The organism is Gynuella sp., from assembly GCF_050297175.1.
Lineage (GTDB): Bacteria > Pseudomonadota > Gammaproteobacteria > Pseudomonadales > Natronospirillaceae > Gynuella.
This window is the reverse complement of the sequence record NZ_JBNKSF010000057.1, coordinates 113,532-134,728: the sequence shown is the minus strand read 5'-3', so window position 1 is coordinate 134,728 and position 21,197 is coordinate 113,532. Positions and strand designations below refer to the sequence as shown.

The window sequence follows — 21,197 nt, the reverse complement described above, 5'->3', positions numbered from 1 at the left end:
GCATGTGTCATTTGGGTATGTCAGGTGCGTGCGATGACCAGCGCCTTTTGCTGCCGGCTTTTGCCGATAAAGCCTTTGGCAATGGTTTCACCGCGAATCTGGATATCCAGGGGATGCTGAATTCGGGTGTCGGCGGTCAACACCGTACCGGCCTGCAGTGCTCCGAGTTCTGATAACCGCAGCCGGATGCTGCCTGCGGATACCGCGATTTCAACCTGTTCCTGATTAAGACAGGGGGCAATGGCCTGCAGTCGACCTCTGATCACCGGTTTTTTCTCCTCGAACAGCAGTGCTGCCAGATAAAACCGATCGACCAAAAAGGTCCAGTGCAGTTCGTTCAACTGACATTCAATCAGAATATGTGCCTGATGATCGTTATCACGGAGATCGGAGAAGTCGTGGGTAGCAACCGTCGTAAAATCCTCACAACCAAACACTTTCTGATGCAGGTCGGTGAGCAGGTCTTGAATGACCTGATCGACCAGCGTGCGGGATTCTGTACTCTGTGGCGTGGGCAGTCTCAGAAAACCCAGCAGCGAACCCCGCTCGACACTGGTCATGACGTTATGATCGTTACTGACATGGTGGCTGAGACGCTTATCATTCAGGCTGTCAGTCTGCTCCACCGTTGACCGGGGGAGGTTATCGACCCGCGAAATATGGATCCGGGTGTCATGAACCGACCACGTTGACGCCAGTTGCTGCAATCGGTCACTCAGGGCCTGAACGATATGTTGTCGGTGTTCATCGGTCAGCCAGAACAGGGTATGACTCATGATGCCTACCTGCCTTTGGTTGCTTCGATCAGTTGCTGCAGCATTTCGTTGGCGCTGGTCAGCACCTGGGAAGAGGCCTGATAGCCCCGTTGCAGCACGATCATGTCGGTAAACTGACTGGTCAGATCGACGTTGGACAATTCAATAGACTGACTGGCAATCTTGCCCAGACCCAGTGTCCGGCTGGTACCGATAACGGCATCCTGAAAGGATTGAGCGGATAGCAGACCGCCACCTTCATCGACCAGGTGATCCGGCGATTCAAACCGGGCCAGTGCAACGCTGATGGTCGGCTGAGATTCGCCGTTGGAATATTGCACCTCGATAGCGCCTTCATCGTTGACTGAGAAACCGGTCATGACGCCAAAACTGTAACCATCCACCTTGCCGGTTTTGACCGTTGAGGTGGAGCCGCTGGAAAAGTTGGTGATCTGATTAAACGAGCCTGGATCTCCAATGTTCAGGGAAATCTGAGTTTCCTTCCCGCCATCAGATGCCAGTGTAAAACTATGCCGATTAAAATCCTGTGCCGGAGAACCATTTTCGTTAAAGCGGAATTCGAGATTGCTGGCGATGACATTGTCATCGTCATCGGTGATTCTGACGGTCCAGCTGCGCGCGGTGACCGCACCATTGTTGGTAAATTCTATCTTCAGTGTATGTTTGACACCTTCAGCGTCATATACCGCGACATCATTCACCGTGTGAGTCGTGGAGCCAACAGACAGGTTTCCGGCCAGATTGATAAACGAAGTGGCAGCCGGATCGATAGCGCGATATTTTTGCAAGCTAATATCGATCAAATGGCCTTTTTCAAACCCTGCGACGCGGTAGCCGAAGGACTTGTCCACAAGATAGCCCTGGTCATCGAATTCGAATTGCCCCACACGGGTATAGTAACGGTGGTTACCATTGCGCAGGATGAAAAAGCCGGTGCCGTCGATTCCCATGTCGGTGTTGTTTTCAGTTTTGCGGATGTCGCCCTGGGAGTAGACGGTACTGCTCAGGCTGGCGTCCACTCCGAGAGTGGAACCACTGTGATAGCCTTTTTGCGATGAATTGCCGGATAATTGGCGACCATCAACCAGTTCCCGAAAATGCAGTTCACTGCGTTTGTATCCGGGGGTATTCATGTTGGCAACATTATTACTGATGTTACTCAGGCCTTTGGAGTAGGCCATCATGCCAACCATGCCTTTATAAATTGAGCCCAACATAGCTAAGTCTCCTGTGGTCAGCAGCGATTACTCGCTGGTGTCTCCATTGATGGTTTCGACCTGCGACAACGAAATTTCCGATAAAAACCGACCATCTTCCGTTTCAATGGTGAACAACGGGCGGCCGTCGTTAAAACTGATGGCGGTTACCTTGCCGACTTCAGTGCTTGATTCCAGTGATACCTGAATGTCATGGTTCAGCAGACTGATGGCATGACCGACGGATTGGGCCTGAATCAGCTGGTCCAGCTTTTCGTTGCTTTCACGGGCCTGTTCCAGGGCCGTGAACTGAGCCAGCTGAGCAATGAATTCCTGGTTATCCATGGGCTTCAGCGGATCCTGATAGTTCAACTGAGTGAGTAGAATCTTGAACAGATCCTCCTGTCCCAGAGTGGTCTGGTTGAGTGTGCTTGATGCAGTTGATCCGATGCTGTCAATGGCCATGTTCGGACTCCTTTTGCGGGTTTAAATCGGGGTTCATGTGAATTCGGTTGATATCCGTGCCGTGGATGGTGAGCCTCTTCAGTTTCAAACCAAAGAAACTCAGCGCCTCGCGAATCTGGCGCAGCAGTGAGTGGTCGTCCTGCAGGGCTTTATGACCCAGCCAGACAGAAGCTTGCTCATCGACCGTGTGCAGCATCCCGGTGGCAAGTGTGCGTTGGGTCTGCGTGGCGGTTGATGAAGCGGTCGTTGGTTGTCTGGTTGCCGCGTTCACTGGCGTATTAATGGTTAGGCCCGGACTGGCTGATGCAACAGCGGAACGGCGGCCACTGATCACTGCAGGTTGCTCTGCGGCGAGTGGTGACGATGCTGTCAAGTTCAGGTGCGGGTGTGAAACCAGTACGGGCACTTGGGTTGCAGTATTGCCTGAGCGTTCCGATGCCGTTGTTGTCATGGTCTCTTGAATGGCCGGCTGATGCTGCTCCGACATGGGGGTACCGCCGGTGCTGGTATCATCAACCTGAATCTGTCGTTGTTGTTCCCAGAATGCCTGTTCCCAGAGCTTTTTCTGGTAATCCGGCTGGCGTCCATCCTGGGCGTGCGGCGATGCCGGTGTTGCTTGTGATCGAATGTTCGTTAAAGACATTTACAGACGCCCCCGATAGTTGTGCAAAATGGCCTCATCCTGCTGTTTGTAGTGTGCGCCGGTCTGCTGGTGATGCTTTTCTTTGTGCAGTCGCTCACCCAGTCGTTGTAGTGTTTTTTTCCGTGCGGACACCTGTTGCAGTTGCTCGGAAAGTCCGTGTATTTGCTGACTCAGGGTATCGATTTCGGCCGTATGATGATGGACGTGTTGCTCCAGATCAGAAATCACCCGGGTGGCCTGCAGATAGCTGGTCGGATCAAAGGAATGACCTGCTCGTGTCTGCCGGCCCAGTAGTTGATGCAATGATTCGATTTCACTTTCGTAAGCGGCTTTTTTGTCCTGTTCAACACTGCGCAGGTGTTCGATCTGATGTAACGCCTGTTGCAGCTGAGCCTGGCTGATATCTTCCAGCCGGGTCATAACATGCGCACGGCGGATTTTCTTTTTCAGGTTATGCATCGGTGGTCACCAGGGTTTTCAATTGCGTATGCGTGTCGGTTTGTGGGACCGGGGTTTCATAGGATTGACAGAGAAAATCCTCAATCTGTTGCCATTGCCGGATCACTCTGTCCAGGGCAGGATTCAGCCCTTCCTTGTAAGCTCCGACTTCAATCAGATCGCGTGAATGTTCGTACAGCGCCATGCGCCGGATCAGCTCTGCCGAATGCGTTTGCTGCTCGCTATCGAACAGATGGTTTTTCAAACGGCTCACACTCTTGAGTACATCGATAGCAGGATAATGTGCCCGTTCCGCCAGTTGCCGTGACAGTACAATATGGCCGTCGAGAATCGCTCTGACTGCATCGGCAATGGGATCGTTCATGTCATCACCTTCCACCAATACGGTGTAAATGGCAGAGATGGAGCCTTGCTGGAAGCAGCCGCAACGTTCCATCAGTCGTGGTAGAGCAGTAAATACCGAGGGTGTATAACCGCGCGCGGTAGGTGGTTCGCCAATGGACAGGCCAATTTCCCTGAGTGCCATGGCATAACGGGTGACAGAGTCCATCATCAGGGTAACGTGTTTGCCCTGATCGCGAAAATATTCAGCGATACTGGTGGCGGTGTGGGCTGCATGATAGCGCAATAATGGCGAACGTTCGGAGGTCTCTACCACCACAACTGAGCGGGCAAGACCCTCCGGACCAAGGCTGTGGCGAATGAATTCTTCGACTTCGCGGCCCCGTTCTCCAATCAGTGCGATGACATTAATGTCCGAATCGATGTTACGTGCAAGCATGCCCAGTAAGGTGCTTTTCCCCACGCCGCTGCCGGCAAACAAGCCGACACGCTGGCCGCGTCCGAGTGGCAACAGTGCATCGATGGCTTTGACGCCGGTACTGATCAGGGAGTCAATGGATACCCGTTTGAGCGGGTTGGTGCTCTCGCCCAGCGCCGGATACTTTTCGGTGGTGGCAATATCACCCAGCTCATCGAGTGGATTGCCGAACGAATCAATGACCCGGCCAAGCAGTTGCTCCCCAACATGGACTTCAACCGGATGACCGGTCGCAATGACCTCGCTGCCGAATCTGACACCCTGAATATTACCGTAAGGCATCAATACCACCCGGCCGTTGCGGACACCTATGACCTCTGCCTCAACCGGAACGGCACTGGCCTGAGAGTAAATCTCGCACTTTTCCCCCAAAAATACATCCGGCCCGTCGGCTTCCAGAATCAGACCGAAAAACTGAGTAACCTGGCCGACGTTGCGGACCAGCGGTCGTTGCTGGATGGCGCTGATGTAGGGTTGGGCGGAAAATGGCTGCATATCAGGACCGTTTGACCGAGCTGAGAGTGTCGATGAGGGATTGCAGTTGTACTTCGATTCTGCCATCCAGCATGCCGCGTTTGAGTTCAATCAGGCAGCCACCGATCTGGACTCGTTCATCGGGTACGTATTCCACCTGAGAGGTGGCATTGAGCTGACGTTTATAACGCTCGAACAATGAATGATCGTGGGGCGAGACGTGAATGATCAGTTTGTCCTGCGGCCCCACGGACTGCATGACTTCTTTAACGGCTGCGAGGCAGGCCTCTGGTCTGGCAAGGGCGTTTCCGAGGATTTTTCCGACGGCTGCGAGCACGATTTTGGCCACTTCGGTTTCAAACTGCTGCTGGGTTTGTTGCCATTGGTCAAGAAATGATCGTTCCAGTGTGGCAATTTCATCGATCAACTCGGAAGCCTGCTGAAAACCCGCTTCATAGCCCTCGTTGAATTGTTGCTCGTAAACTTGCTGACGATACTGTTCCAGTTCTGCCTCGGCAGCTGCCAGGGCGGTCTGCAAACGCTGGTTTTCCTGTTCCAATGGTGATAACACCGGAACCGTTGCTGGTTGCGGATGTGCCTCAGACGGTTGGTAGGGATGAGCATCCGGTACCGCTGTTCTGACCGCGTCGGGCTCTTCCCGCAGTGGCAGTTTAATGGTTTCGGTCGGCATGGATTTCGTCCTGCATCAGAGTATTTGCCTGAGTCAGCAGATGCCTGCGAAGACTGCTGCGCAGTGCATCGCTGATTTGTGCTGCGGGTGACAGCAGATCGAAATACGCCTGCAGATCAGGGTGTCGGGCAACCAGATGACTGATTTTGGATATTTCCAGTTCTTCCTGATCCAGCAATGATTCAAACTCGGATAACAGTGCATGCTGTTGTACCTGAGTGCTCAGCCACTGGCTGTCTTTTGGGTGCAGGCAGGATAACAATTGCTGGAAGGCGTCATCGACTTTGGCTTTGATGTTGTCCATCGTTCAGACCTGTTCCCGTTTCTGTTCATAGAGGATCTGATTGAGCTGGTTTAGCAAAACTTCACGCTGTTGTCGGGTCAGGCGCATTTTGCGCATATCCCACATGAGTTTGATCACGATCAGAATACAAATGATCAACAGGCCCAGTAGTCCGGCAACAATGTACAGGGCATTGACGGTGATACCGCCGATTGGAATATAGAAGTCCGGCTGGGTCGTGGTTTTTACCGCAGTCGGTACAGGGCTGGAATCTGACCCTGTCATATCCATGGCCGGGAGTTCAGAAGTGGCAGCCGGTGCTGGCTCGACCGCGACCGGTGCCGAGACCATCAGAGCCACCCGGTCGCCGCGTTGAGGATCTGCGCCAACTGCAATCTGAATCAGTGCTTCCAGGTCGTTTTTCTGCTCAGCGCTCAGGTCGGCTGACAACCAGACCGCCACGGATAGTCGAGAAAGACTGCCGCCAGGAATATCGGTTTCCTCGCGGATGAGACCATACTCATAGCTTTCTTCGGAATGCTGTGTGGGTTTACTGCTCTTGTTTGGATATTCCGTGGAGCTGATTTTCCGGGTCAAAGCGCCTTTGCCGTCGGCACCGATGACAGGACGTTCCTCCACCCGATGGGTGGCATGGCGCTCGATCTCGGCGTTAACCGTGACTTTAAAGGCCTGAGCGGAAAACTGTTGTAACAGAATATCCGCTACTTTCTGCTGCAGCCGGGCTTCGAGATCGGCTTGTTCGTTGTCGATCTTTACAGCCGGGGAGTCATTGCTGTCATGGCTCAGAGTGTTGCCCTGTTGATCAAGAATCGTCACATGATCCGCTTTCATGCCCGGCACAGAGGCGACTACCAGACGTTGAATACCGGTCACTTGGTCGGTGCTGAGTGAGACACCATTTCTGAGAAACAGCGTGACTGCTGCTGACGATGGAATGTGGTCGCTTTTCAGTAAGCCTTTTTCTGGCAACACCAGATGGACCCGGGCGTAACGCACCTCGTGCATAGCGGATATGGTGCGGGTCAGCTCACCTTCCAGAGCGCGTTTATAATTGATTTGCTGGGCAAATTCGGTGACACCAAAGTCTGAAGTGGCAAACATTTCCAGGCCGACGGTGTTGTCGAAGGGTAGTCCCAGATCGGCGAGAATAATCCTCGCCTGTGACGCGTATTGATCGGCGACCGATAGCGACAGGCCGTCTTCAGTAATTTGAAACGGAATCTGATGCGTGCTGAGCTCCTGCTCGGCGCGGGCGATATCCTCCTTCTGGGCATTCTGCAGCACAACCTGATATTGAGTTTGCACCGACCACCAGTATAGGCCTGCCGCAAGGGCCAGTATCAGGACCACGCCGGCTGCCAGGGAGATTTTCGCAGTGCTGCTTAAATCGCTGAACAACGTTTGTTTTGGGGTACTCAAACCTGCATCCTCATGACTTCCTGATAACCTTCCAGCACCCGGTCACGGACCTGTACGGCCAGTTGAAACGCAAGCTGGGTTTTTTCCATGCCGATAATGACCTGATGCAGGTTTTGAATATCGCCTTTCAGTACCCCTTTGATGTCTTCAGAGAGGGTCATTTCCTGTTGATTCAGATCCTGAACCTGATGGCTCAGCCAGGCTTCGAAATTGCCTTGAGTGGACGATTTCTCAAGGCTCAGTGTTTCTGTCAGTCCTGACAGGGCAGAGATGCTGTCCAGTGCCATATGCGGTCTCCTGTAAATTATTTACCCAGTTTCAGGGCTTCATCCACCAGCAGTTTGGAGGCGTTGAATGCGCGGGCATTGGCCTCGTAACTGCGGATGGCGGTCATCAGTGTCATCATTTCGGTTAATGGCTTGATATCGGGGTATTCCACCATGCCGTCCTGATTGGCCAGCGGGTGACTTGGTTCATACACCTGCCGGGTTTCGCCTTCGCGTACTGCAACCAACTGACTGACGTCGAGGGATTGCATGAAATCCTCAAACCCGGTTTGACCGATCAGACTGGTTTCTATGTGGCGCGGATGGTAGCCCTCACCGATTCTGGTGGCGGTATTCATGTTGGCGATGTTCATCGCTGCCAGGTCGAGCCGCAGTTTTTCCAGCGCCATACCGGCCGAACTGATCTCAAACGCTTTAAAGTCAGCCATGATTAAATACTCCGACCCGTTATTGCCAACTGCATCAGTGAAGTCTGGCGGTTCAATACATCCATGATGGCCTTATATTTCTGCAGGTTTTCAGACATTAGCCCGAGTTCCATATCAAGCTGCACTTCGCCGGAAGTCTGCTGCACATAGGCTCCGATGCGGTCATCTGTGGCTGAGTTCATGTCCAGGTTTTGCAAAACGCTGTCCATATAGGCTTCGAAATCCAGGTGCGAGGGGGTGTAGCCCTTGGTATTGGCGTTAGCGATGTTACTGGCCAGCAGCTTCTGGTTCAGGCTCAGAGCATCCAGTGCCGTGAGTGTGGCCGGTAACAGTGAATTCAGGATCTGCGTCATATAAAAATCCTCGGTTTGCTCATTGCACAATCAACTCTGCGTGCAGTGCTCCTGCACTTTTGAGTGTTTGTAATATGGTAATAATTTCCCGACTGGTGGCGTTGACCTTGCGGAGGGCAACAATCAGGTCAGCCACGGAACTGCCCTGATTGACGTCCATCTGTATATTGGGTTGTTCTTCCACGGTCAGTTTGGAATCGGGTACCAGGGTTACGCCTTTGTCCTGGGTGTTGATCAGCGCCAGCGATGAGTAAGCCCGGGTTTCATTGCTGACGGAAATCTTGATGTCATCGTGGGTAATGCTGACTTTGCCAATGCGTACATCACCACCGGAAATAACGGTGCCGGTTTTTTCATTGACGACCACCCGGGCAACGGAGTCGGGAATGACCTGAATATTTTCGACCCGGGCCATCAGGCGCAGATAGTTCCGGCTCTGCTCGGCGGGAATCCTAATGGCGACTTTGCCGGGATTTTCAGCGTAGGCGGTATTGGCACCAATTTCCGCATTAATGGAATCCACCAGCCGGATGGCCGTAGTGATATCCGGATTATCCAACAGCAGCTCAAGTTCGCCTGCTGCATTGAGCATCTGTGTTTCGACGCTCTGTTCCACTCGTCCACCACCAATAGCAATTGCGGCGGTGGGATGATTCTTCTGGGCGATGTTGCCGTTGACATCGTAATTGTATCCGCCCACGGACAGTGGCCCTTGTGCCAGTGCATAGATATTCTGATCCGGACCGCGTAGATCGGCCAATAATAAAGTACCGCCGGCCAGGCTGCGGGCATCGCCAATGGAGGTCACATTGACATCGATGCTGTCGCCGGCTTCTGCGAAAGCTGGCAGATTAGCTGTCAGCATAACAGCGGCAACGTTTCTTGAACGGACATCCGAGCTGGATATCATGATGTCAAATTTGCGCAGAGTATTGCTGATGGACTGCACCGTGGCCTGATTACGAATCGAGTCACCGGTGCCGGCCAATCCGGCGACAATGCCGTAGCCCACCAGACTGTTATCGCGGACACCTTTGATTCTGGCCAGATCTTTTATGCGTACGCTATCTGAACCTGCAGCGACAGTGGCAAAACTGCTGACTAACAGCAGCATCAAGACGGAATGGCGAAACAGATTTAGAACAACCATTTAAATACCCTGGTAAAGATGCCCGGCTTTTCACTCTTGGTCAGCAGGCCATCGCCAATGAAGTCGATTTTGAGATCCGCCATACGGGTGGAAATCACCATGTTCTGTTCGGAAACATCCTCGGGTCGGACGATCCCGCTGACGCGAATCAACTGTTCTTCGTTGTTGAGCTTGATGTGTTGCTCGCCAGCCAGTTCGAACGAGCCGCCATCTTTGATGCCCGTAATGACGACCGATACATTGGCGACCACTTTACCGGTTCGGTTAACAGCCCCGCCACCGGCAAAGTTGCTACCTGCATTTACTCCCGCTTGCAGGTCATTGCTGCCTTTGGATGCCTGAATATCGATACCGGTTGTGGCATTAGCATCGGTTGAGGCTGAGGTTGTGGCGGTGGCACTTTCATAAATCATGACCGTTAATATATCGCCGACAGAATGTGATCGCTGTGCTGACACCATGGCGCGATAGCTGTCTGGCTGGTATAAACTGACGGCGCAGGCCATGTGACTGACCGTCAGTAGAATCCAGCCAATATAGGTGGAGGTTTTCATCACTGGTTATTCCTCGTATTTTCCGATGATTTCCGCCTTACCATCGGCGTTAATCCATATTTCAACTTTACGACCGTTTTCCCGTTCAGCCAGACCGTGACTGCCGCGATTCAATGGCTGCAAAACCCGTACGGTCATTTCCACCATCACGCCAGCGATATTTAAAGTGGCGTTAATGACCTGGTCTTTAACAAACAACGATTTCGGTCCCAGATCCTTTTGGTGCAGTGACGCGCCGGCGGTCAGTGGTCGTTTTATTTCCAGGCCAACAACGTTCTGCGACTTGGGCCAATAGGCGAAATTGGCATTATTCATTTGGCGACCGGTTAAATCCTGAGCCTGAATGATGTCGCCGACGGCCATATCTTTATTAATACTCCACACCTGCTGTGGCAGATTGAGTCTGATGGGGATGCTCAAACTTTCCACTCGCACATCGTTTTCCCAAATATCGATCCATGCCAGTGACTGCGAGGCTGGCAACCGCGGTTGAAAACGATCCACTTTGATGTCCGGTTCGGCTGAGGCCGGCACCTTGATGTCGTGTATCCGTTCCATGCCATCTACCCGGTATTGCCCGGGCTCCACATCGTACGCCGCCAGTTCCCGGCTAATAGCGGCCGTCAGTGTCTCGCGAATCTGCCTGGCTGCGATGGTCTGGCTATGCCTTCTCACTTCCACTTCGTCTGCGCCGGCCAGTTCAATCGTTGATGAAAAAGACGACAAACGACGCAATATGAATGCCCGCTGCAAGACCAGACTGTGTGAAACGGTCGGTGCACGGGCCACGGTCAACGCGGCAATCTGTTGCTGTTCTAGCGTCAACAGACGGGAACCAAAGTCCACTACATCACCGAGCAGTATCCAGTCATTGTCAACACTAACCTGCGCGCGCAATGTCACCGTCTGCGCACCTGCGACTTCGGCATGAATACCTAGCAAACAAATCAGCAGCAGTCGGAATATCATTGAGTCAGACCGACATTATTCGAGCTTCAGCCTCTGCGTAGATCATTGATTAAACCCAGAATTTCATCGGATGCCTGCAATATTCTGGAGTTCAGACCGTATGCTTTTTGGGCCAGTACCAGAGAGGTTAGCTCCTGTACCATATTCACATTGGATGTCTCGACATAACCCTGCAAAATTTTGGATGGATTCGAGTCGGTGGCGAAATACTGCGCTTCACCAGAATCCTGGCTGCTGCGATACAGCCCATTACCAAGGCTTTCCAAGCCTTCCGGGTTGATAAAATGTGCCAGTTCAAGCTGACCCAGAATGACAGGATCTTTCTGGTCCGGCACATCGGCCAGAACCGTGCCATCGTTGGCAACCGCCAGGCTGGTGTAGTCAGAAGGCACTTCAATCAATGCGCTCAAAGGCAAACCGTTGACGGACTCCAATATGCTATCTGCATTGATTTTTAATGAACCATTACGGGTATAGAGTAAATCGCCGTTATCGCTGATCAGTTCAAAAAAACCTTTGCCGGCAATCGCGATATCCATTTCATTGTCAGTCTGTTTCAAATCACCGGGAGTACTGTTATATCTCAAGCCAGCCACACGAACGCCCGCACCGCCTGGAATAATGTCTTGAGCGCCGTCCCGTTTTCCGACCAGGTCTTCAAAATTAACCTGGGCGGCTTTAAAGCTCTGGGTATTGATGTTGGCGATGTTATTCGAAATGGTGTCCACCATCGTCTGTTGGCTTTCCATTCCGAGTGCGGCGATATGCATAGAGTCCTGCATGGTTAAAATTCTCCCAGAGTCGTAATGCCTGTATTCATCATCTGATCATATCCACGTACAACTTTTTGCTGCATTTCGAACTGTCGCATCATGGTAATCAGGTTGGTAAATTCTGTTTGAACGTTGACGTTTGAGTTTTCCAGCATGCCCTGGCGGACAGTATATTTTTCTGAATCAGCGATGTTCATGGATGCTGGCATGCGAAAATAACCTTCGGTTTCAGGTATCAACTGGTCGGTGTCAACGGAGACCACCGTCAGTTGATCAATCTCTTCACCTTCTGACCAGATGGTGCCATTTTTATCGACGGTGACGTCACCTGGAATACGAATGCTGCCCATTTCGCCAGCCACCTCTTTGCCGTCTTTGGTCACCAGAATGCCTGCTGCATTGACTTGAAATGTACCATTGCGCGTAAGCAACTGTTGACCGTCACTATTATTGACAACAAAAAAGCCGTCGCCATCGATCATAAAATGATGTGGATTATGAGTTTGTATGGGTGAGCCCTGAGATAGTAATAAGGAAATATTCTGAGTGATATTGTCAGAATTAGAGACGCTGTTTTGAGTCGCGTCAAAGGTGTTGATTACATTGTTAAAACTGACGCGTGATTTATAGGCAGTTGTGTTCACATTGGCAATGTTCTGGCCAATAGTATTCAACTGCTCCAGGCTTCTTAGCATGGTTGCAGCTGTCATTTCAAGGGCAGAATGGCTCATTATAGACTCCTTGTAGAAATACGGCAGATAACCTTATGTATCCTCTATGAGCGGTTTTGGATACTGGCCATTTTGGACTCAAAAAGCAATGCATTTTCACCATTTAAGTAGTCACCACGGCAAATGATTTTACGTTCATGTTATTGGGTACTTCTGACATGGAAATAACCGACAAATGTGGCATCATGCGGCGGGACAATTGACTGATATAACGTCTCAAATCCGGTGAACATACCAGTACCGGCAACAGGTTTGAGCGCATCATTTTTTCCACCTGCGCAGCCAGTCGTATTAACACCTGTTCAGAAAATCGCGGATCCAGAATCAGTTGTCCGTCTTTGATGCTGGTGGAAATGGTTTTCTCAATATTCGGGTCCAGTATCAGAACATTAATGGAACCGTTATCCGCCATAAATTTCTGGCAGATTTCTCCGCCGATGTGCTGGCGCACCAGCTCCGCCAGTAACGTTGGGTCCTGTACCTGTTTACCCTCATCGACCAGTACTTCAAAGATCCTGACCAGGTTCCGAATCGATACTTTCTCTGTTAACAGTTGCTGCAGTACTTTTTTCAACGTGCCCAGTGACAGGGTACCGGGAATCAATTCGTCTACCAGGCTGTTATGGGTTTTACGCACGGACTCGATGAGTCGTTCAACTTCTGAGCGGGTCAGTAGTTCGCTGGCATACTGTTTTATCTGTTCGGTGACATGGGTCAGTAAAACGGTTTCAGGTAATACGACGGTATAGCCTTTTTGGGCAGCGTCTTCACGCTGTTGCTGTGTTATCCATTTGGCGGCAAGCCCATAGGAAGGGTCGCGGGTGTCATCACCCTGAAGATCATGTTTGGCATTACCCGGATTAATTGCCAATAATTGCCCAAGCCGGGTTTCGCCTTTGGCAACAGTAACGCCATTGAGGTGAATTTCGTACTGATTGGTTTTCAGGTGGGCATTTTCGCGTATTTTAATACCGGGAACCACCAGCCCGGATTCCATTGCGTATTGGCGCCGGAAATTACTGATACGGTCGGTAAAGTCCCCATGTTCTTCAGACATCAGACTGGCAAGCGCTGGATGGAAATCAATCACCAGTCTGTCCACTTGCATCTCGGTATAGATATTTTGTAGTTCATCCGAAGTTGCCTTGGTGTCTTCAGTGGATTCGGCTGTACTGGCGCTGTCTTTGGATTTGCGTAACGAAAACCAGGTGGCACCGGCAACGATGACCAGAATGGTTAACACTGGCCAGGCTGGAATGCCAGGCAAAATCATCATGACCAGCAGCCCCAGACTGATCATCATCAGTGCTTTGGGGTAACGGGTGATTTGGGTGGCAATTTCCTGGCTCAGGAAAGCATCGGATGCTGCGCGGGTGACAATAATGCCGGTACCGGTTGAGATAATCAGCGCCGGGATCTGGGTAACAATACCGTCACCGACAGTCAACAGGGTATAGGTTTGCAGTGCTTCGCCCCAGGACAGACTTTTCTGGGCGATACCAATAGTCAGACCACCGATGATGTCGATGAGAATAATCACGATACCGGCAATAGCGTCGCCTTTGACGAATTTACTGGCACCATCCATAGCACCGTAAAAACTGCCTTCCTTTTCTATTTCACGCCGTCGCCGCTGTGCTTCTTTTTCATCGATAATGCCGATGTTCATATCAGCATCAATACTCATTTGTTTGCCGGGCATGCTATCCAATGTAAAACGTGCGGCCACTTCTGCCACCCGCTGGGCACCGTTGGTGACCACGACATATTGCACGACGATCAATACCAGAAACACAATCAAACCAATCACATAATTACCAGATACCACAAAGTTACCAATGGCACCGATCACGCGTCCGGCGTCGCCATCGTTAAGGATCAACCGGGTGGCGGCGATATTAAGTGACAGGCGGAACAGTGTTGCGATTAATAATAAGGATGGAAAGGTGGAAAAATTCAGCGGTTTATCGACGTAAAACGTCAGCAGCAGGATCAGCAGTCCAAAACTGAAGTTGGCAATGATGAGCAGATCCAGTAACTGCGATGGAATCGGGGTAAAGAGAATCATCAGAATCCCGACCATTACAAAAACCAGTATCAGATCGCCATGTTGGCCCAGCCCTTTTCTTAAATACCCTAACATCAATGAGTCCTTTGCTGATTTTTATATAACCAGATATAAACCTGTGCCACTCTGGGAAATAAGTCCGGAGTAATTGGCTGTGAGACGTCTACCTGCCTGAACAGTGCCCGCGCCAGAGGTTTGTTTTCCATCACGGTAATGCGGTGCTGACGTGCAATTTGTTTGATTTTTTCGGCCTGCCCACCACTGCCTTTTGCCACCACCACCGGAGTGGCCATGTTGGCACGATCATATTGCAATGCGACGGCAAGGTGGGTCGGGTTGGTGATTACTACATCGGCCTTGGGCACATTACCCACAGACACCAGTTGCGCATTGATGGATTTCTGCATCTGACGACGCTTCTGTCGGATCAATGGATCACCTTCGCGTTTTTTATGTTCATCCTTGACCTCACGTTTGCTCATGCGCATCCGCTTAATAAAATCCCGCCGGGTATATACCAGATCCAGCAGGGTGATGATCAAGAGAACTGCGAGTAAGGAAAAAATCAGTTTGCTGCTCCAGTATTGAAACAGCGCCACGATCTGCGGTGGTTGCATATCAAATGCCTGTGCCAGATAGGGCAGCATTTGTTGCAGTACAATCCAGAGTACACCACCAAACAATAACAGCTTGATCACGCTCTTGGCAGATTCATATAACAGCCGTAATGAAAACAGACGTTTGAAACCCTGTACCGGATTGAGCCGCTGGATATCGGGTTTTAACGGAAAAAAAGACCAGATAAAGCCGATTTGCACGAGAGTGGCCAGCATGGCAACGATCGCCAGCGTCGCAAAAAATGGCCACAGTGCCGACTCTACAGTCGCGATGATCTGTTCGCTGATAAACAGAAAATGACCTTCTGTCAGACGGATATTGGCAGCCTGCGAAAACAAAAAGCGACTGATGTGCCCGAGTCCGGTCACTAACCCCCAGCCCAGTGTGGTAAAAATGCCGAAACCGGCAAGCAGTAGCAGCCAGGAACTGAGTTCAAGGCTCTTGGCTACCTGACCTTTTTTCCGTGCCTCCTGCAACTTGAACGGTGTCGGTTGCTCGGATTTGTCGAATTCCTGTTCAGCCATCAGAAAAACGGTTCCCAGAACTCAAAAATTGCGTTGAAGACTTTTCGGAAGATCGGTTGGGCAGATACGATGGTGGTGGCAATGACGACCATACCCAATGTGATCTTAAACGGGATGCTGATGATAAATACATTCATTTGCGGCATGGTCCGACCAGCAAATGCCATTAATATGTCGAGCAGAAAAATGGCCAGCAGCACCGGGGCAGCCAGTGCAACAGAAAGTGTGAAAATCAGCCCGGCGTGAGCCATAAACCATTCGGCATTTTGTAAGGAAAAAGGCTGTCCCGGAGGAACGTTTTCAAGAGACAGAGCGAGACTGCGAAAGATGGCGGAAATGCCGCCGGCGAGAATAAACACTATTGCCGCCAGCAGATTCAGCACGGTACCAATCAATGGTGATTGTACCTGGGTGGTTGGATCAATCAGACCTGCCACGCCAAAACCCATTTGAAAATCCAGTACCCGGCCGGCAAAGTGAAAGACGGCAAACGCCGCCAGCATGCCAAATGCCATGGCACTGCCATTGATGACTTCACTGCCGATGGCCGATATCAGGCCCAACGGAGTCAGTTCAAGCGTTGGGAAACCGACGTTCAGCATCAAAAACAAGGCCATTGTCAGGGAGAAAAACACTCTGATCAGCAATGGTAATCTGACAAAGTTAAAGACCGGAACAAACAACAAAAACGCACCGATTCTGACAAAGGCGAGAAACACAGCAATGACAGAACTTTCGGCAACTTCAATGTTCATGGTGTTTTCCGTGAGGGTCACAACAGATTGGGAATACTGGCAATCAGAGTTCGTGCGTAGTCCACCAGAGTGGTCAGCATCCAGCCGCCAAACGCAATCAGCACAAACACTGCCACTGCCAGTTTGGGAATAAATGTCAGGGTCATTTCCTGCAGCTGGGTGACTACCTGGAACAGGCTGATCAGCAGACCAACAGCCATTGTCAGTCCCAGAATCGGCGCGGCGATTTTGATGGCCACCCATAACATGTCGCTGGTCAGGACCAGCGCAAAGTCGATACTCATGTTGTTCTCAGTGTGGTTTTTTTGAGGTCTTACTGGTAATGACAGCACGGTCTTTGGTGGCTGTCTTCTTCATGTATCGGTTAATCAGATCAATGGCCGGTTCACCACCGGGCCGAATCGGCTGCTCCAATACTTTGGTTAACATCTGCTTGCCTCTGGCTTCGTTACCTTTCAATGCTACCAGCAGTGATTTGGCAAATAATGCAGCAAAAGAGGAGCGATCCATCAACAGGGCTTTTTTGGTATGTTGTTCGGCCTGTTCAATTTTTTTCTGCATGGCCAGGGCACAGGCGAGTCCGCCCCAACCATCGGAATTGTTATGATCGATTTCCAGTACCCGCGAGAACGATGCTTCTGCGTCCTGGTAGCGATGATGATTAAAATATGCCCAGGCCAGGGTATTCCACATGGCAATGCTGTCCGGCACCATTCGAGTGGTGCGTTCAAAATATTCAATGGCACCTGGCAGATCCTGTTCATGCATTTTGACGAGTCCAAGCCCGTGCCATCCTCGAACATCGGCAGGCGCATGGAGGGTCATATGACGGAAGAGGTCGGTCGCGAGTTCCGTTTCAAGCTGTTCGGCATAAAACGTTCCCAGAGTGGAGCAGGCATCGGCATTGTCCTGGTCGATTGTCAACACGTGTTTGGCAACTGCCAGAGCCTCGTCGATGCGATCCAGCATATACAGCAGGGTAGACTGATAACCCAACAGATAGGGTTCCTGCTGTTGGTCCAGCAGCTGGCTGATGATCCCCAGGGCTTCGGGCAGGCGGTCTTCCATTTGCAGAATTGAAGCCAGATAAAAACCTGCCGAGCGACCCAGTTGTGGATCATTCTGCTGAGCCAGAAAAACCGATTTGGCTTCCTGTAACTGATTTCCGGCAAACTGGCAGATCGCCAGGTTGTGCCTGAGCACGGGATTGTCCGGGTGTTGTTTCAACAGCTCGGTCAGCAATATGGCAGCCTGATCCAAAGACCCTTCCGACAGCAATACGCTGGCCAACCGGCTTTTGGCGACTTCATTATCCGATTCCAGTGCGAGGCACTTTTCGAATGTGGAACGGGCTTTGTCGAATTGACCGGCGGCGTGGTAAGCATCGCCGAGTTGTATCAGCAACAGAGTATTGTCGGAGTCGAGTTCGAGGTATTGCTCATAGCGCCTGCTCTTTTCCAATGCCTGTTCAATGTTCACCTATTCTTTCCTTCAGCTCTAATATTTCTGAATATATTGCATGGTTTTCGGGCGCTGCCTGTTGAGCGGCTTCAACCATGACGCGGGCTTGTGCCGGATTTTCCAATTGCTCGTAACAGAGTGCTGCGTAATATTTGGTCAGAAAGTCATCCGGGCGACGCAGTAGTTGTTCCCATACAGACAACGCAGCCTGCCAATTCTGCTGCTGGAACTCAATCAGGCCGAGTTGATGAATAGCCAGATAATTTTCGGGGTTGAGTGTAATGATGGTTTGATACAGTTTCTGAGCGCGCTCTGTTATTCCCAGCTCCTGATAACTGGATGCCAGCAGACCCAGTAAAATTTCGTGATCAGGGTAATCGTTGACAGCCTGCTTCAGTAATGTGACTGCCGAATGAAAGTCACGCTGCTGACAAAGAGGGGAAATTTCTCTGATATATTGTTCGACGGATTTCATTTTTTCCCCTCAAGGCATATGGCTGTATTGGTGCACTCAATTATGACAGACAGACGACTCTGGAGTGCACCTGAGTATTGTTTATCATATTGTCACACTGTATCAAACAATCGACAGATTTTTGCCTTCAACGTGGCATTTGATTCTATGTGATTTAATATTTTTTCTGACAGTTCGATACTCTGAACATCATCGAGAATTTCGTCACCAAATTCCCAAGACAGTATTGACCGGATGATAATCCTGATTTTGTCTTCAACAGACAGCTGGTCACTTTTGGCCCTTTTGTATGCTTTTTCCACGATCTGGGAAAGATCTATTTGCCGGCTCTGCGATACTCCACGACTTTCCTGGGCATTGGAACCCGATCGTAAACGATCGCTTTCGGAAAGACGCCCTGCCTGTTGTCGTAGCAGCGCCTGTATTTCAGAAATGCCTGAAATCTTGCTCATGATGGTTTTTGAGAATCGTATCGGGATAACAGAATATGACTGCTTTCAACGGATGCATCGTTGTCAGTTATCTGGGCAATCTGGGTAAGTACTTTTTCCATATCTATGTTAAGAGCCGGTAACTCTGTGTTAGTAGAAATACCTTGTTCAATTGCCACTCTGGCAGCATCAAACTGGTCCTGTACCATGGCGGTCAGACCATCAACAAAACAGCGGAGAAAATGATTTTCCGGTAAGGTGGATAAACGTTCCCATATCTGCCCGGCCTGCTCAATCTGTCCGGAAGTCAGGTACAACAAACCTAATTGAAACACCGCCGGTTCAGGCGATTTGAGCGCATCAATGGCATCGGTGAGTAATTCTTTAGCTTTTTCGTACATGCCGATATCAGCATAGACAGTACCCCCAAGATATTTGAGTTCGGCTGAATTCGGATGAGAGTGTAACGATTGCTTGGTGAGTTTGAGTGCTTCGGAGGAGTCGTTTTTATCGATGTAATAGGCGATCAGATGTTTGTACTCTGTTTCATCCAACTGATCATTTCCAGAATTTGTTTCGACCATGTCTAAATCCTTTAACCTCCGTCTCATATGCTGAAATTGTTATCCCAGGCGGAATATGGCCCTAAAAAAGGCAGGCCATTATAGACAAGCTGTTGCTTCAATTCATAGCTGGAATTTACTTTTTTTTGTGCACGTTTGTTTCTCATAAAAGAGCTATTACAGTGATGCTGTCTCGAAAAAGGTTGGGAGCAAAACTAATATCAGCAGGGTATACAGAATATACCGATACAGAGTATCCGTCAGTTTTCCAGATGTCTGTTTTCAGCATCTCCGGTCTATAAATGATGAATCGAAGACTGACCAACGTGCGTCGGTGCTCCTTTTGTCAGTCAACATGAAATCAGAAGAACGGTTGAATCATCCAATAGTGATTCAATTGCATCGAACTGCATTCATCCTTCAGTGAAGTCCAATGTGGCGTTCATATACAGTGGGTTGTGAAGGTGTCAGTTACGGTTTTTTGAACCGTTCGGCCCTAAATCCGGACATATCGATGTCTGTCGTCTGGCCGGTCATCATGGCGGCCAGCAGTTTTCCGGTTGCCGGGCCCATGGTGAATCCCTGGTGACCATGGCCAAAAGCGCACCAGAGTCCTGGTGCGCCGGGCAACGGGCCAATAATCGGTTTCATGTCGGGAATACACGGTCTGGCTCCACGCCACGGTTCGGCATCGAGTCTTTCGCCCAATGGAATGAGCTTTCGGGCAATGGCTTCGGCGCGGTCGATCTGTACCGGCGTGGAAGGGGTATCGCGCAGGCCAAGTTCGGCACCGGTGCAGATGCGCAGGCCGGCATCCATCGGTGTCATCATGTAACCTTTCTCACTGTCCTGTACGGCTCGTGTCAGTCGGGGCTGTCCGGCTGGATATTGATAGTGCATGTGATAGCCGCGCTTGAAAAACATGGGCGGCCGGTAACCGAATCTGGCAGTGATTTCTGCCGACCATGGTCCGAGTGCGATGACGATTTCATCTACTTCGAGGAGGGTGTCCTGATGGTCGCGCAGCTGCCAGCTCTGCTGATGACTACGCTTCAGACTGCCGGCATCACCCTGCACAAATACGCCTCCCAGTTGTTTAAACAGGTTGGTGTAAGCTTTGACCAGTTGACCCGGATGCCCGGCGATCCACGGATCCTGCCAGTGCACGCCACCGGCATGATGGCCTTTGATAGCGGGTTCTATCTCTGCCAGCTCGTCACCGTTCAACACCTTGAAATTAACGCCCTGACGAGTATAGGCATCGAGTGTCCGGAGTCCTTTATGCCGGCCTTTTGCTGTGCGATAGAGACTGATCCAGCCAACTTTACGGATCAGTTGTTCTGCCCCGGCGGCGCTGATCAGCTCCTGATGGCAGGCCAGGGTCATATTGATAATGTGTCCGTATTCCTGGGCAATACTCTCATAGCGGCGAGGTGAGCAGTGCCGGAAATAGCTCCAGAGTGGCTGTATCAGCTTCGGTAGGGCTGTCAGGTGGTAGCGTACATCCAGACGCAGGTTGAATGCGGCCGGCAAAAGGACAGATGGTTCGTGTGGAAATTCATAAGGACGCACGGCTTCCTGTTGCAATAATCCAGCGTTGCCATAGGAGGTTTCTTCACCTGCATCGTTGCGATCCATCAACAGCACCGAACGGCCCTGTTGTAACAAGTGTATGGCCACGCAAACACCAACCATTCCAGCACCCAACACCGCGACATCGTATTTCAATTGCGAACCCCCTGGTTATCTGACAGTTGCACTATCTTCCATGACCGATTGTGTCAGCGCCAGTCTATCGCGGGCCTATTTG

Annotated in this window: 26 protein-coding genes; all 26 read right to left on the bottom strand. The window is 50.9% G+C overall.

What is annotated here, in order from left to right; translation table 11 throughout:
• Positions 1–20 precede the first annotated feature (20 nt).
• The 26 genes from ACQY6I_RS21875 to ACQY6I_RS21750 all read right to left on the bottom strand — a co-directional run bounded on the left by ACQY6I_RS21875 (position 21) and on the right by ACQY6I_RS21750 (position 21,115).
• The gene (locus ACQY6I_RS21875) at positions 21–776 is read right to left on the bottom strand and encodes a FliM/FliN family flagellar motor switch protein (RefSeq protein ID WP_428243666.1); all 756 of its coding nucleotides are present in this window, start codon (positions 774–776) and stop codon (positions 21–23) included.
• A gap of 5 nt (positions 777–781) precedes the next feature.
• The gene (flgF, locus tag ACQY6I_RS21870; protein WP_428243665.1) at positions 782–1,993 is read right to left on the bottom strand and encodes a flagellar basal-body rod protein FlgF; all 1,212 of its coding nucleotides are present in this window, start codon (positions 1,991–1,993) and stop codon (positions 782–784) included.
• A 27-nt stretch (positions 1,994–2,020) separates the two neighbouring features.
• On the bottom strand, positions 2,021–2,437 hold the full coding sequence (locus tag ACQY6I_RS21865) for a flagellar hook assembly protein FlgD (protein WP_428243663.1): 417 nt from the start codon (positions 2,435–2,437) through the stop codon (positions 2,021–2,023).
• Positions 2,427–3,080: a hypothetical protein gene (locus tag ACQY6I_RS21860; RefSeq protein WP_428243662.1), complete on the bottom strand. Its 654-nt coding sequence runs from the start codon at positions 3,078–3,080 to the stop codon at positions 2,427–2,429. Before ACQY6I_RS21860 ends, ACQY6I_RS21865 begins: the two co-directional genes overlap by 11 nt.
• A complete protein-coding gene (locus ACQY6I_RS21855) occupies positions 3,081–3,539 on the bottom strand; it encodes a hypothetical protein (protein ID WP_428243661.1) in 459 nt (152 codons plus the stop codon).
• Entirely contained in the window at positions 3,532–4,854 is a 1,323-nt protein-coding gene (locus ACQY6I_RS21850; protein ID WP_428243659.1) for a FliI/YscN family ATPase, read from the bottom strand. The genes ACQY6I_RS21855 and ACQY6I_RS21850 overlap by 8 nt, the downstream gene beginning before the upstream one ends.
• Position 4,855: 1 nt before the next feature.
• A complete protein-coding gene (locus tag ACQY6I_RS21845) occupies positions 4,856–5,524 on the bottom strand; it encodes a FliH/SctL family protein (RefSeq protein WP_428243658.1) in 669 nt (222 codons plus the stop codon).
• The gene (locus tag ACQY6I_RS21840; protein ID WP_428243657.1) at positions 5,505–5,828 is read right to left on the bottom strand and encodes a hypothetical protein; all 324 of its coding nucleotides are present in this window, start codon (positions 5,826–5,828) and stop codon (positions 5,505–5,507) included. Before ACQY6I_RS21840 ends, ACQY6I_RS21845 begins: the two co-directional genes overlap by 20 nt.
• A gap of 3 nt (positions 5,829–5,831) precedes the next feature.
• Complete coding sequence (gene fliF, locus ACQY6I_RS21835; RefSeq protein WP_428243656.1) at positions 5,832–7,247, bottom strand: flagellar basal-body MS-ring/collar protein FliF; 1,416 nt, start codon at positions 7,245–7,247, stop codon at positions 5,832–5,834.
• On the bottom strand, positions 7,244–7,534 hold the full coding sequence (fliE, locus tag ACQY6I_RS21830; protein WP_428243654.1) for a flagellar hook-basal body complex protein FliE: 291 nt from the start codon (positions 7,532–7,534) through the stop codon (positions 7,244–7,246). The genes fliF and fliE overlap by 4 nt, the downstream gene beginning before the upstream one ends.
• Before the next feature lie 17 nt (positions 7,535–7,551).
• Positions 7,552–7,962, bottom strand: coding sequence for a flagellar basal body rod protein FlgC (locus ACQY6I_RS21825; protein WP_428243652.1), 411 nt, complete (start codon positions 7,960–7,962; stop codon positions 7,552–7,554).
• Between the two features lie 2 nt (positions 7,963–7,964).
• Complete coding sequence (locus ACQY6I_RS21820) at positions 7,965–8,315, bottom strand: flagellar basal body rod protein FlgB (protein WP_428243651.1); 351 nt, start codon at positions 8,313–8,315, stop codon at positions 7,965–7,967.
• 19 nt (positions 8,316–8,334) lie between these two features.
• Entirely contained in the window at positions 8,335–9,465 is a 1,131-nt protein-coding gene (locus ACQY6I_RS21815) for a flagellar basal body P-ring protein FlgI (RefSeq protein WP_428243649.1), read from the bottom strand.
• Positions 9,453–10,019 carry a flagellar basal body L-ring protein FlgH gene (locus ACQY6I_RS21810; protein WP_428243648.1) on the bottom strand — a complete coding sequence of 189 codons (567 nt, stop codon included), beginning with the start codon at positions 10,017–10,019 and terminating at the stop codon, positions 9,453–9,455. Before ACQY6I_RS21810 ends, ACQY6I_RS21815 begins: the two co-directional genes overlap by 13 nt.
• A gap of 6 nt (positions 10,020–10,025) precedes the next feature.
• Entirely contained in the window at positions 10,026–10,988 is a 963-nt protein-coding gene (locus ACQY6I_RS21805) for a flagella basal body P-ring formation protein FlgA (protein ID WP_428243647.1), read from the bottom strand.
• 26 nt (positions 10,989–11,014) lie between these two features.
• Positions 11,015–11,770 carry a flagellar hook-basal body protein gene (locus ACQY6I_RS21800; protein WP_428243646.1) on the bottom strand — a complete coding sequence of 252 codons (756 nt, stop codon included), beginning with the start codon at positions 11,768–11,770 and terminating at the stop codon, positions 11,015–11,017.
• A gap of 2 nt (positions 11,771–11,772) precedes the next feature.
• Positions 11,773–12,492: a flagellar hook-basal body protein gene (locus ACQY6I_RS21795; RefSeq protein WP_428243645.1), complete on the bottom strand. Its 720-nt coding sequence runs from the start codon at positions 12,490–12,492 to the stop codon at positions 11,773–11,775.
• A 103-nt stretch (positions 12,493–12,595) separates the two neighbouring features.
• Complete coding sequence (gene flhA, locus ACQY6I_RS21790) at positions 12,596–14,635, bottom strand: flagellar biosynthesis protein FlhA (protein ID WP_428243644.1); 2,040 nt, start codon at positions 14,633–14,635, stop codon at positions 12,596–12,598.
• Positions 14,635–15,702, bottom strand: a complete 1,068-nt coding sequence (flhB, locus tag ACQY6I_RS21785; protein ID WP_428243643.1) for a flagellar biosynthesis protein FlhB — start codon at positions 15,700–15,702, stop codon at positions 14,635–14,637. The genes flhA and flhB overlap by 1 nt, the downstream gene beginning before the upstream one ends.
• Entirely contained in the window at positions 15,702–16,457 is a 756-nt protein-coding gene (locus ACQY6I_RS21780; protein WP_428243642.1) for a flagellar biosynthetic protein FliR, read from the bottom strand. Before ACQY6I_RS21780 ends, flhB begins: the two co-directional genes overlap by 1 nt.
• A gap of 17 nt (positions 16,458–16,474) precedes the next feature.
• A complete protein-coding gene (locus ACQY6I_RS21775) occupies positions 16,475–16,741 on the bottom strand; it encodes a flagellar biosynthetic protein FliQ (protein ID WP_044615725.1) in 267 nt (88 codons plus the stop codon).
• Between the two features lie 7 nt (positions 16,742–16,748).
• The gene (locus ACQY6I_RS21770; protein WP_428243641.1) at positions 16,749–17,936 is read right to left on the bottom strand and encodes a tetratricopeptide repeat protein; all 1,188 of its coding nucleotides are present in this window, start codon (positions 17,934–17,936) and stop codon (positions 16,749–16,751) included.
• Positions 17,926–18,393 (bottom strand): tetratricopeptide repeat protein, encoded by a 468-nt coding sequence (locus ACQY6I_RS21765; protein ID WP_428243640.1) that lies wholly within the window; start codon positions 18,391–18,393, stop codon positions 17,926–17,928. Before ACQY6I_RS21765 ends, ACQY6I_RS21770 begins: the two co-directional genes overlap by 11 nt.
• A 92-nt stretch (positions 18,394–18,485) precedes the next feature.
• Positions 18,486–18,845, bottom strand: a complete 360-nt coding sequence (locus ACQY6I_RS21760; protein WP_428243639.1) for a hypothetical protein — start codon at positions 18,843–18,845, stop codon at positions 18,486–18,488.
• Positions 18,842–19,408, bottom strand: a complete 567-nt coding sequence (locus ACQY6I_RS21755) for a tetratricopeptide repeat protein (RefSeq protein WP_428243638.1) — start codon at positions 19,406–19,408, stop codon at positions 18,842–18,844. The genes ACQY6I_RS21760 and ACQY6I_RS21755 overlap by 4 nt, the downstream gene beginning before the upstream one ends.
• Positions 19,409–19,858: 450 nt before the next feature.
• Positions 19,859–21,115 carry an NAD(P)/FAD-dependent oxidoreductase gene (locus tag ACQY6I_RS21750; protein ID WP_428243637.1) on the bottom strand — a complete coding sequence of 419 codons (1,257 nt, stop codon included), beginning with the start codon at positions 21,113–21,115 and terminating at the stop codon, positions 19,859–19,861.
• Positions 21,116–21,197 lie beyond the last annotated feature (82 nt).

Coding starts and splice junctions, on each gene's coding strand:
- ACQY6I_RS21875 (WP_428243666.1), bottom strand. CDS start 776: ATGAGTCATACCCTGTTCTGGCTGACCGATGAACACCGACAACATATC.
- flgF (WP_428243665.1), bottom strand. CDS start 1,993: ATGTTGGGCTCAATTTATAAAGGCATGGTTGGCATGATGGCCTACTCC.
- ACQY6I_RS21865 (WP_428243663.1), bottom strand. CDS start 2,437: ATGGCCATTGACAGCATCGGATCAACTGCATCAAGCACACTCAACCAG.
- ACQY6I_RS21860 (WP_428243662.1), bottom strand. CDS start 3,080: ATGTCTTTAACGAACATTCGATCACAAGCAACACCGGCATCGCCGCAC.
- ACQY6I_RS21855 (WP_428243661.1), bottom strand. CDS start 3,539: ATGCATAACCTGAAAAAGAAAATCCGCCGTGCGCATGTTATGACCCGG.
- ACQY6I_RS21850 (WP_428243659.1), bottom strand. CDS start 4,854: ATGCAGCCATTTTCCGCCCAACCCTACATCAGCGCCATCCAGCAACGA.
- ACQY6I_RS21845 (WP_428243658.1), bottom strand. CDS start 5,524: ATGCCGACCGAAACCATTAAACTGCCACTGCGGGAAGAGCCCGACGCG.
- ACQY6I_RS21840 (WP_428243657.1), bottom strand. CDS start 5,828: ATGGACAACATCAAAGCCAAAGTCGATGACGCCTTCCAGCAATTGTTA.
- fliE (WP_428243654.1), bottom strand. CDS start 7,534: ATGGCACTGGACAGCATCTCTGCCCTGTCAGGACTGACAGAAACACTG.
- ACQY6I_RS21825 (WP_428243652.1), bottom strand. CDS start 7,962: ATGGCTGACTTTAAAGCGTTTGAGATCAGTTCGGCCGGTATGGCGCTG.
- ACQY6I_RS21820 (WP_428243651.1), bottom strand. CDS start 8,315: ATGACGCAGATCCTGAATTCACTGTTACCGGCCACACTCACGGCACTG.
- ACQY6I_RS21815 (WP_428243649.1), bottom strand. CDS start 9,465: ATGGTTGTTCTAAATCTGTTTCGCCATTCCGTCTTGATGCTGCTGTTA.
- ACQY6I_RS21810 (WP_428243648.1), bottom strand. CDS start 10,019: ATGAAAACCTCCACCTATATTGGCTGGATTCTACTGACGGTCAGTCAC.
- ACQY6I_RS21805 (WP_428243647.1), bottom strand. CDS start 10,988: ATGATATTCCGACTGCTGCTGATTTGTTTGCTAGGTATTCATGCCGAA.
- ACQY6I_RS21800 (WP_428243646.1), bottom strand. CDS start 11,770: ATGCAGGACTCTATGCATATCGCCGCACTCGGAATGGAAAGCCAACAG.
- ACQY6I_RS21795 (WP_428243645.1), bottom strand. CDS start 12,492: ATGAGCCATTCTGCCCTTGAAATGACAGCTGCAACCATGCTAAGAAGC.
- flhA (WP_428243644.1), bottom strand. CDS start 14,635: ATGTTAGGGTATTTAAGAAAAGGGCTGGGCCAACATGGCGATCTGATA.
- flhB (WP_428243643.1), bottom strand. CDS start 15,702: ATGGCTGAACAGGAATTCGACAAATCCGAGCAACCGACACCGTTCAAG.
- ACQY6I_RS21780 (WP_428243642.1), bottom strand. CDS start 16,457: ATGAACATTGAAGTTGCCGAAAGTTCTGTCATTGCTGTGTTTCTCGCC.
- ACQY6I_RS21775 (WP_044615725.1), bottom strand. CDS start 16,741: ATGAGTATCGACTTTGCGCTGGTCCTGACCAGCGACATGTTATGGGTG.
- ACQY6I_RS21765 (WP_428243640.1), bottom strand. CDS start 18,393: ATGAAATCCGTCGAACAATATATCAGAGAAATTTCCCCTCTTTGTCAG.
- ACQY6I_RS21760 (WP_428243639.1), bottom strand. CDS start 18,845: ATGAGCAAGATTTCAGGCATTTCTGAAATACAGGCGCTGCTACGACAA.
- ACQY6I_RS21755 (WP_428243638.1), bottom strand. CDS start 19,408: ATGGTCGAAACAAATTCTGGAAATGATCAGTTGGATGAAACAGAGTAC.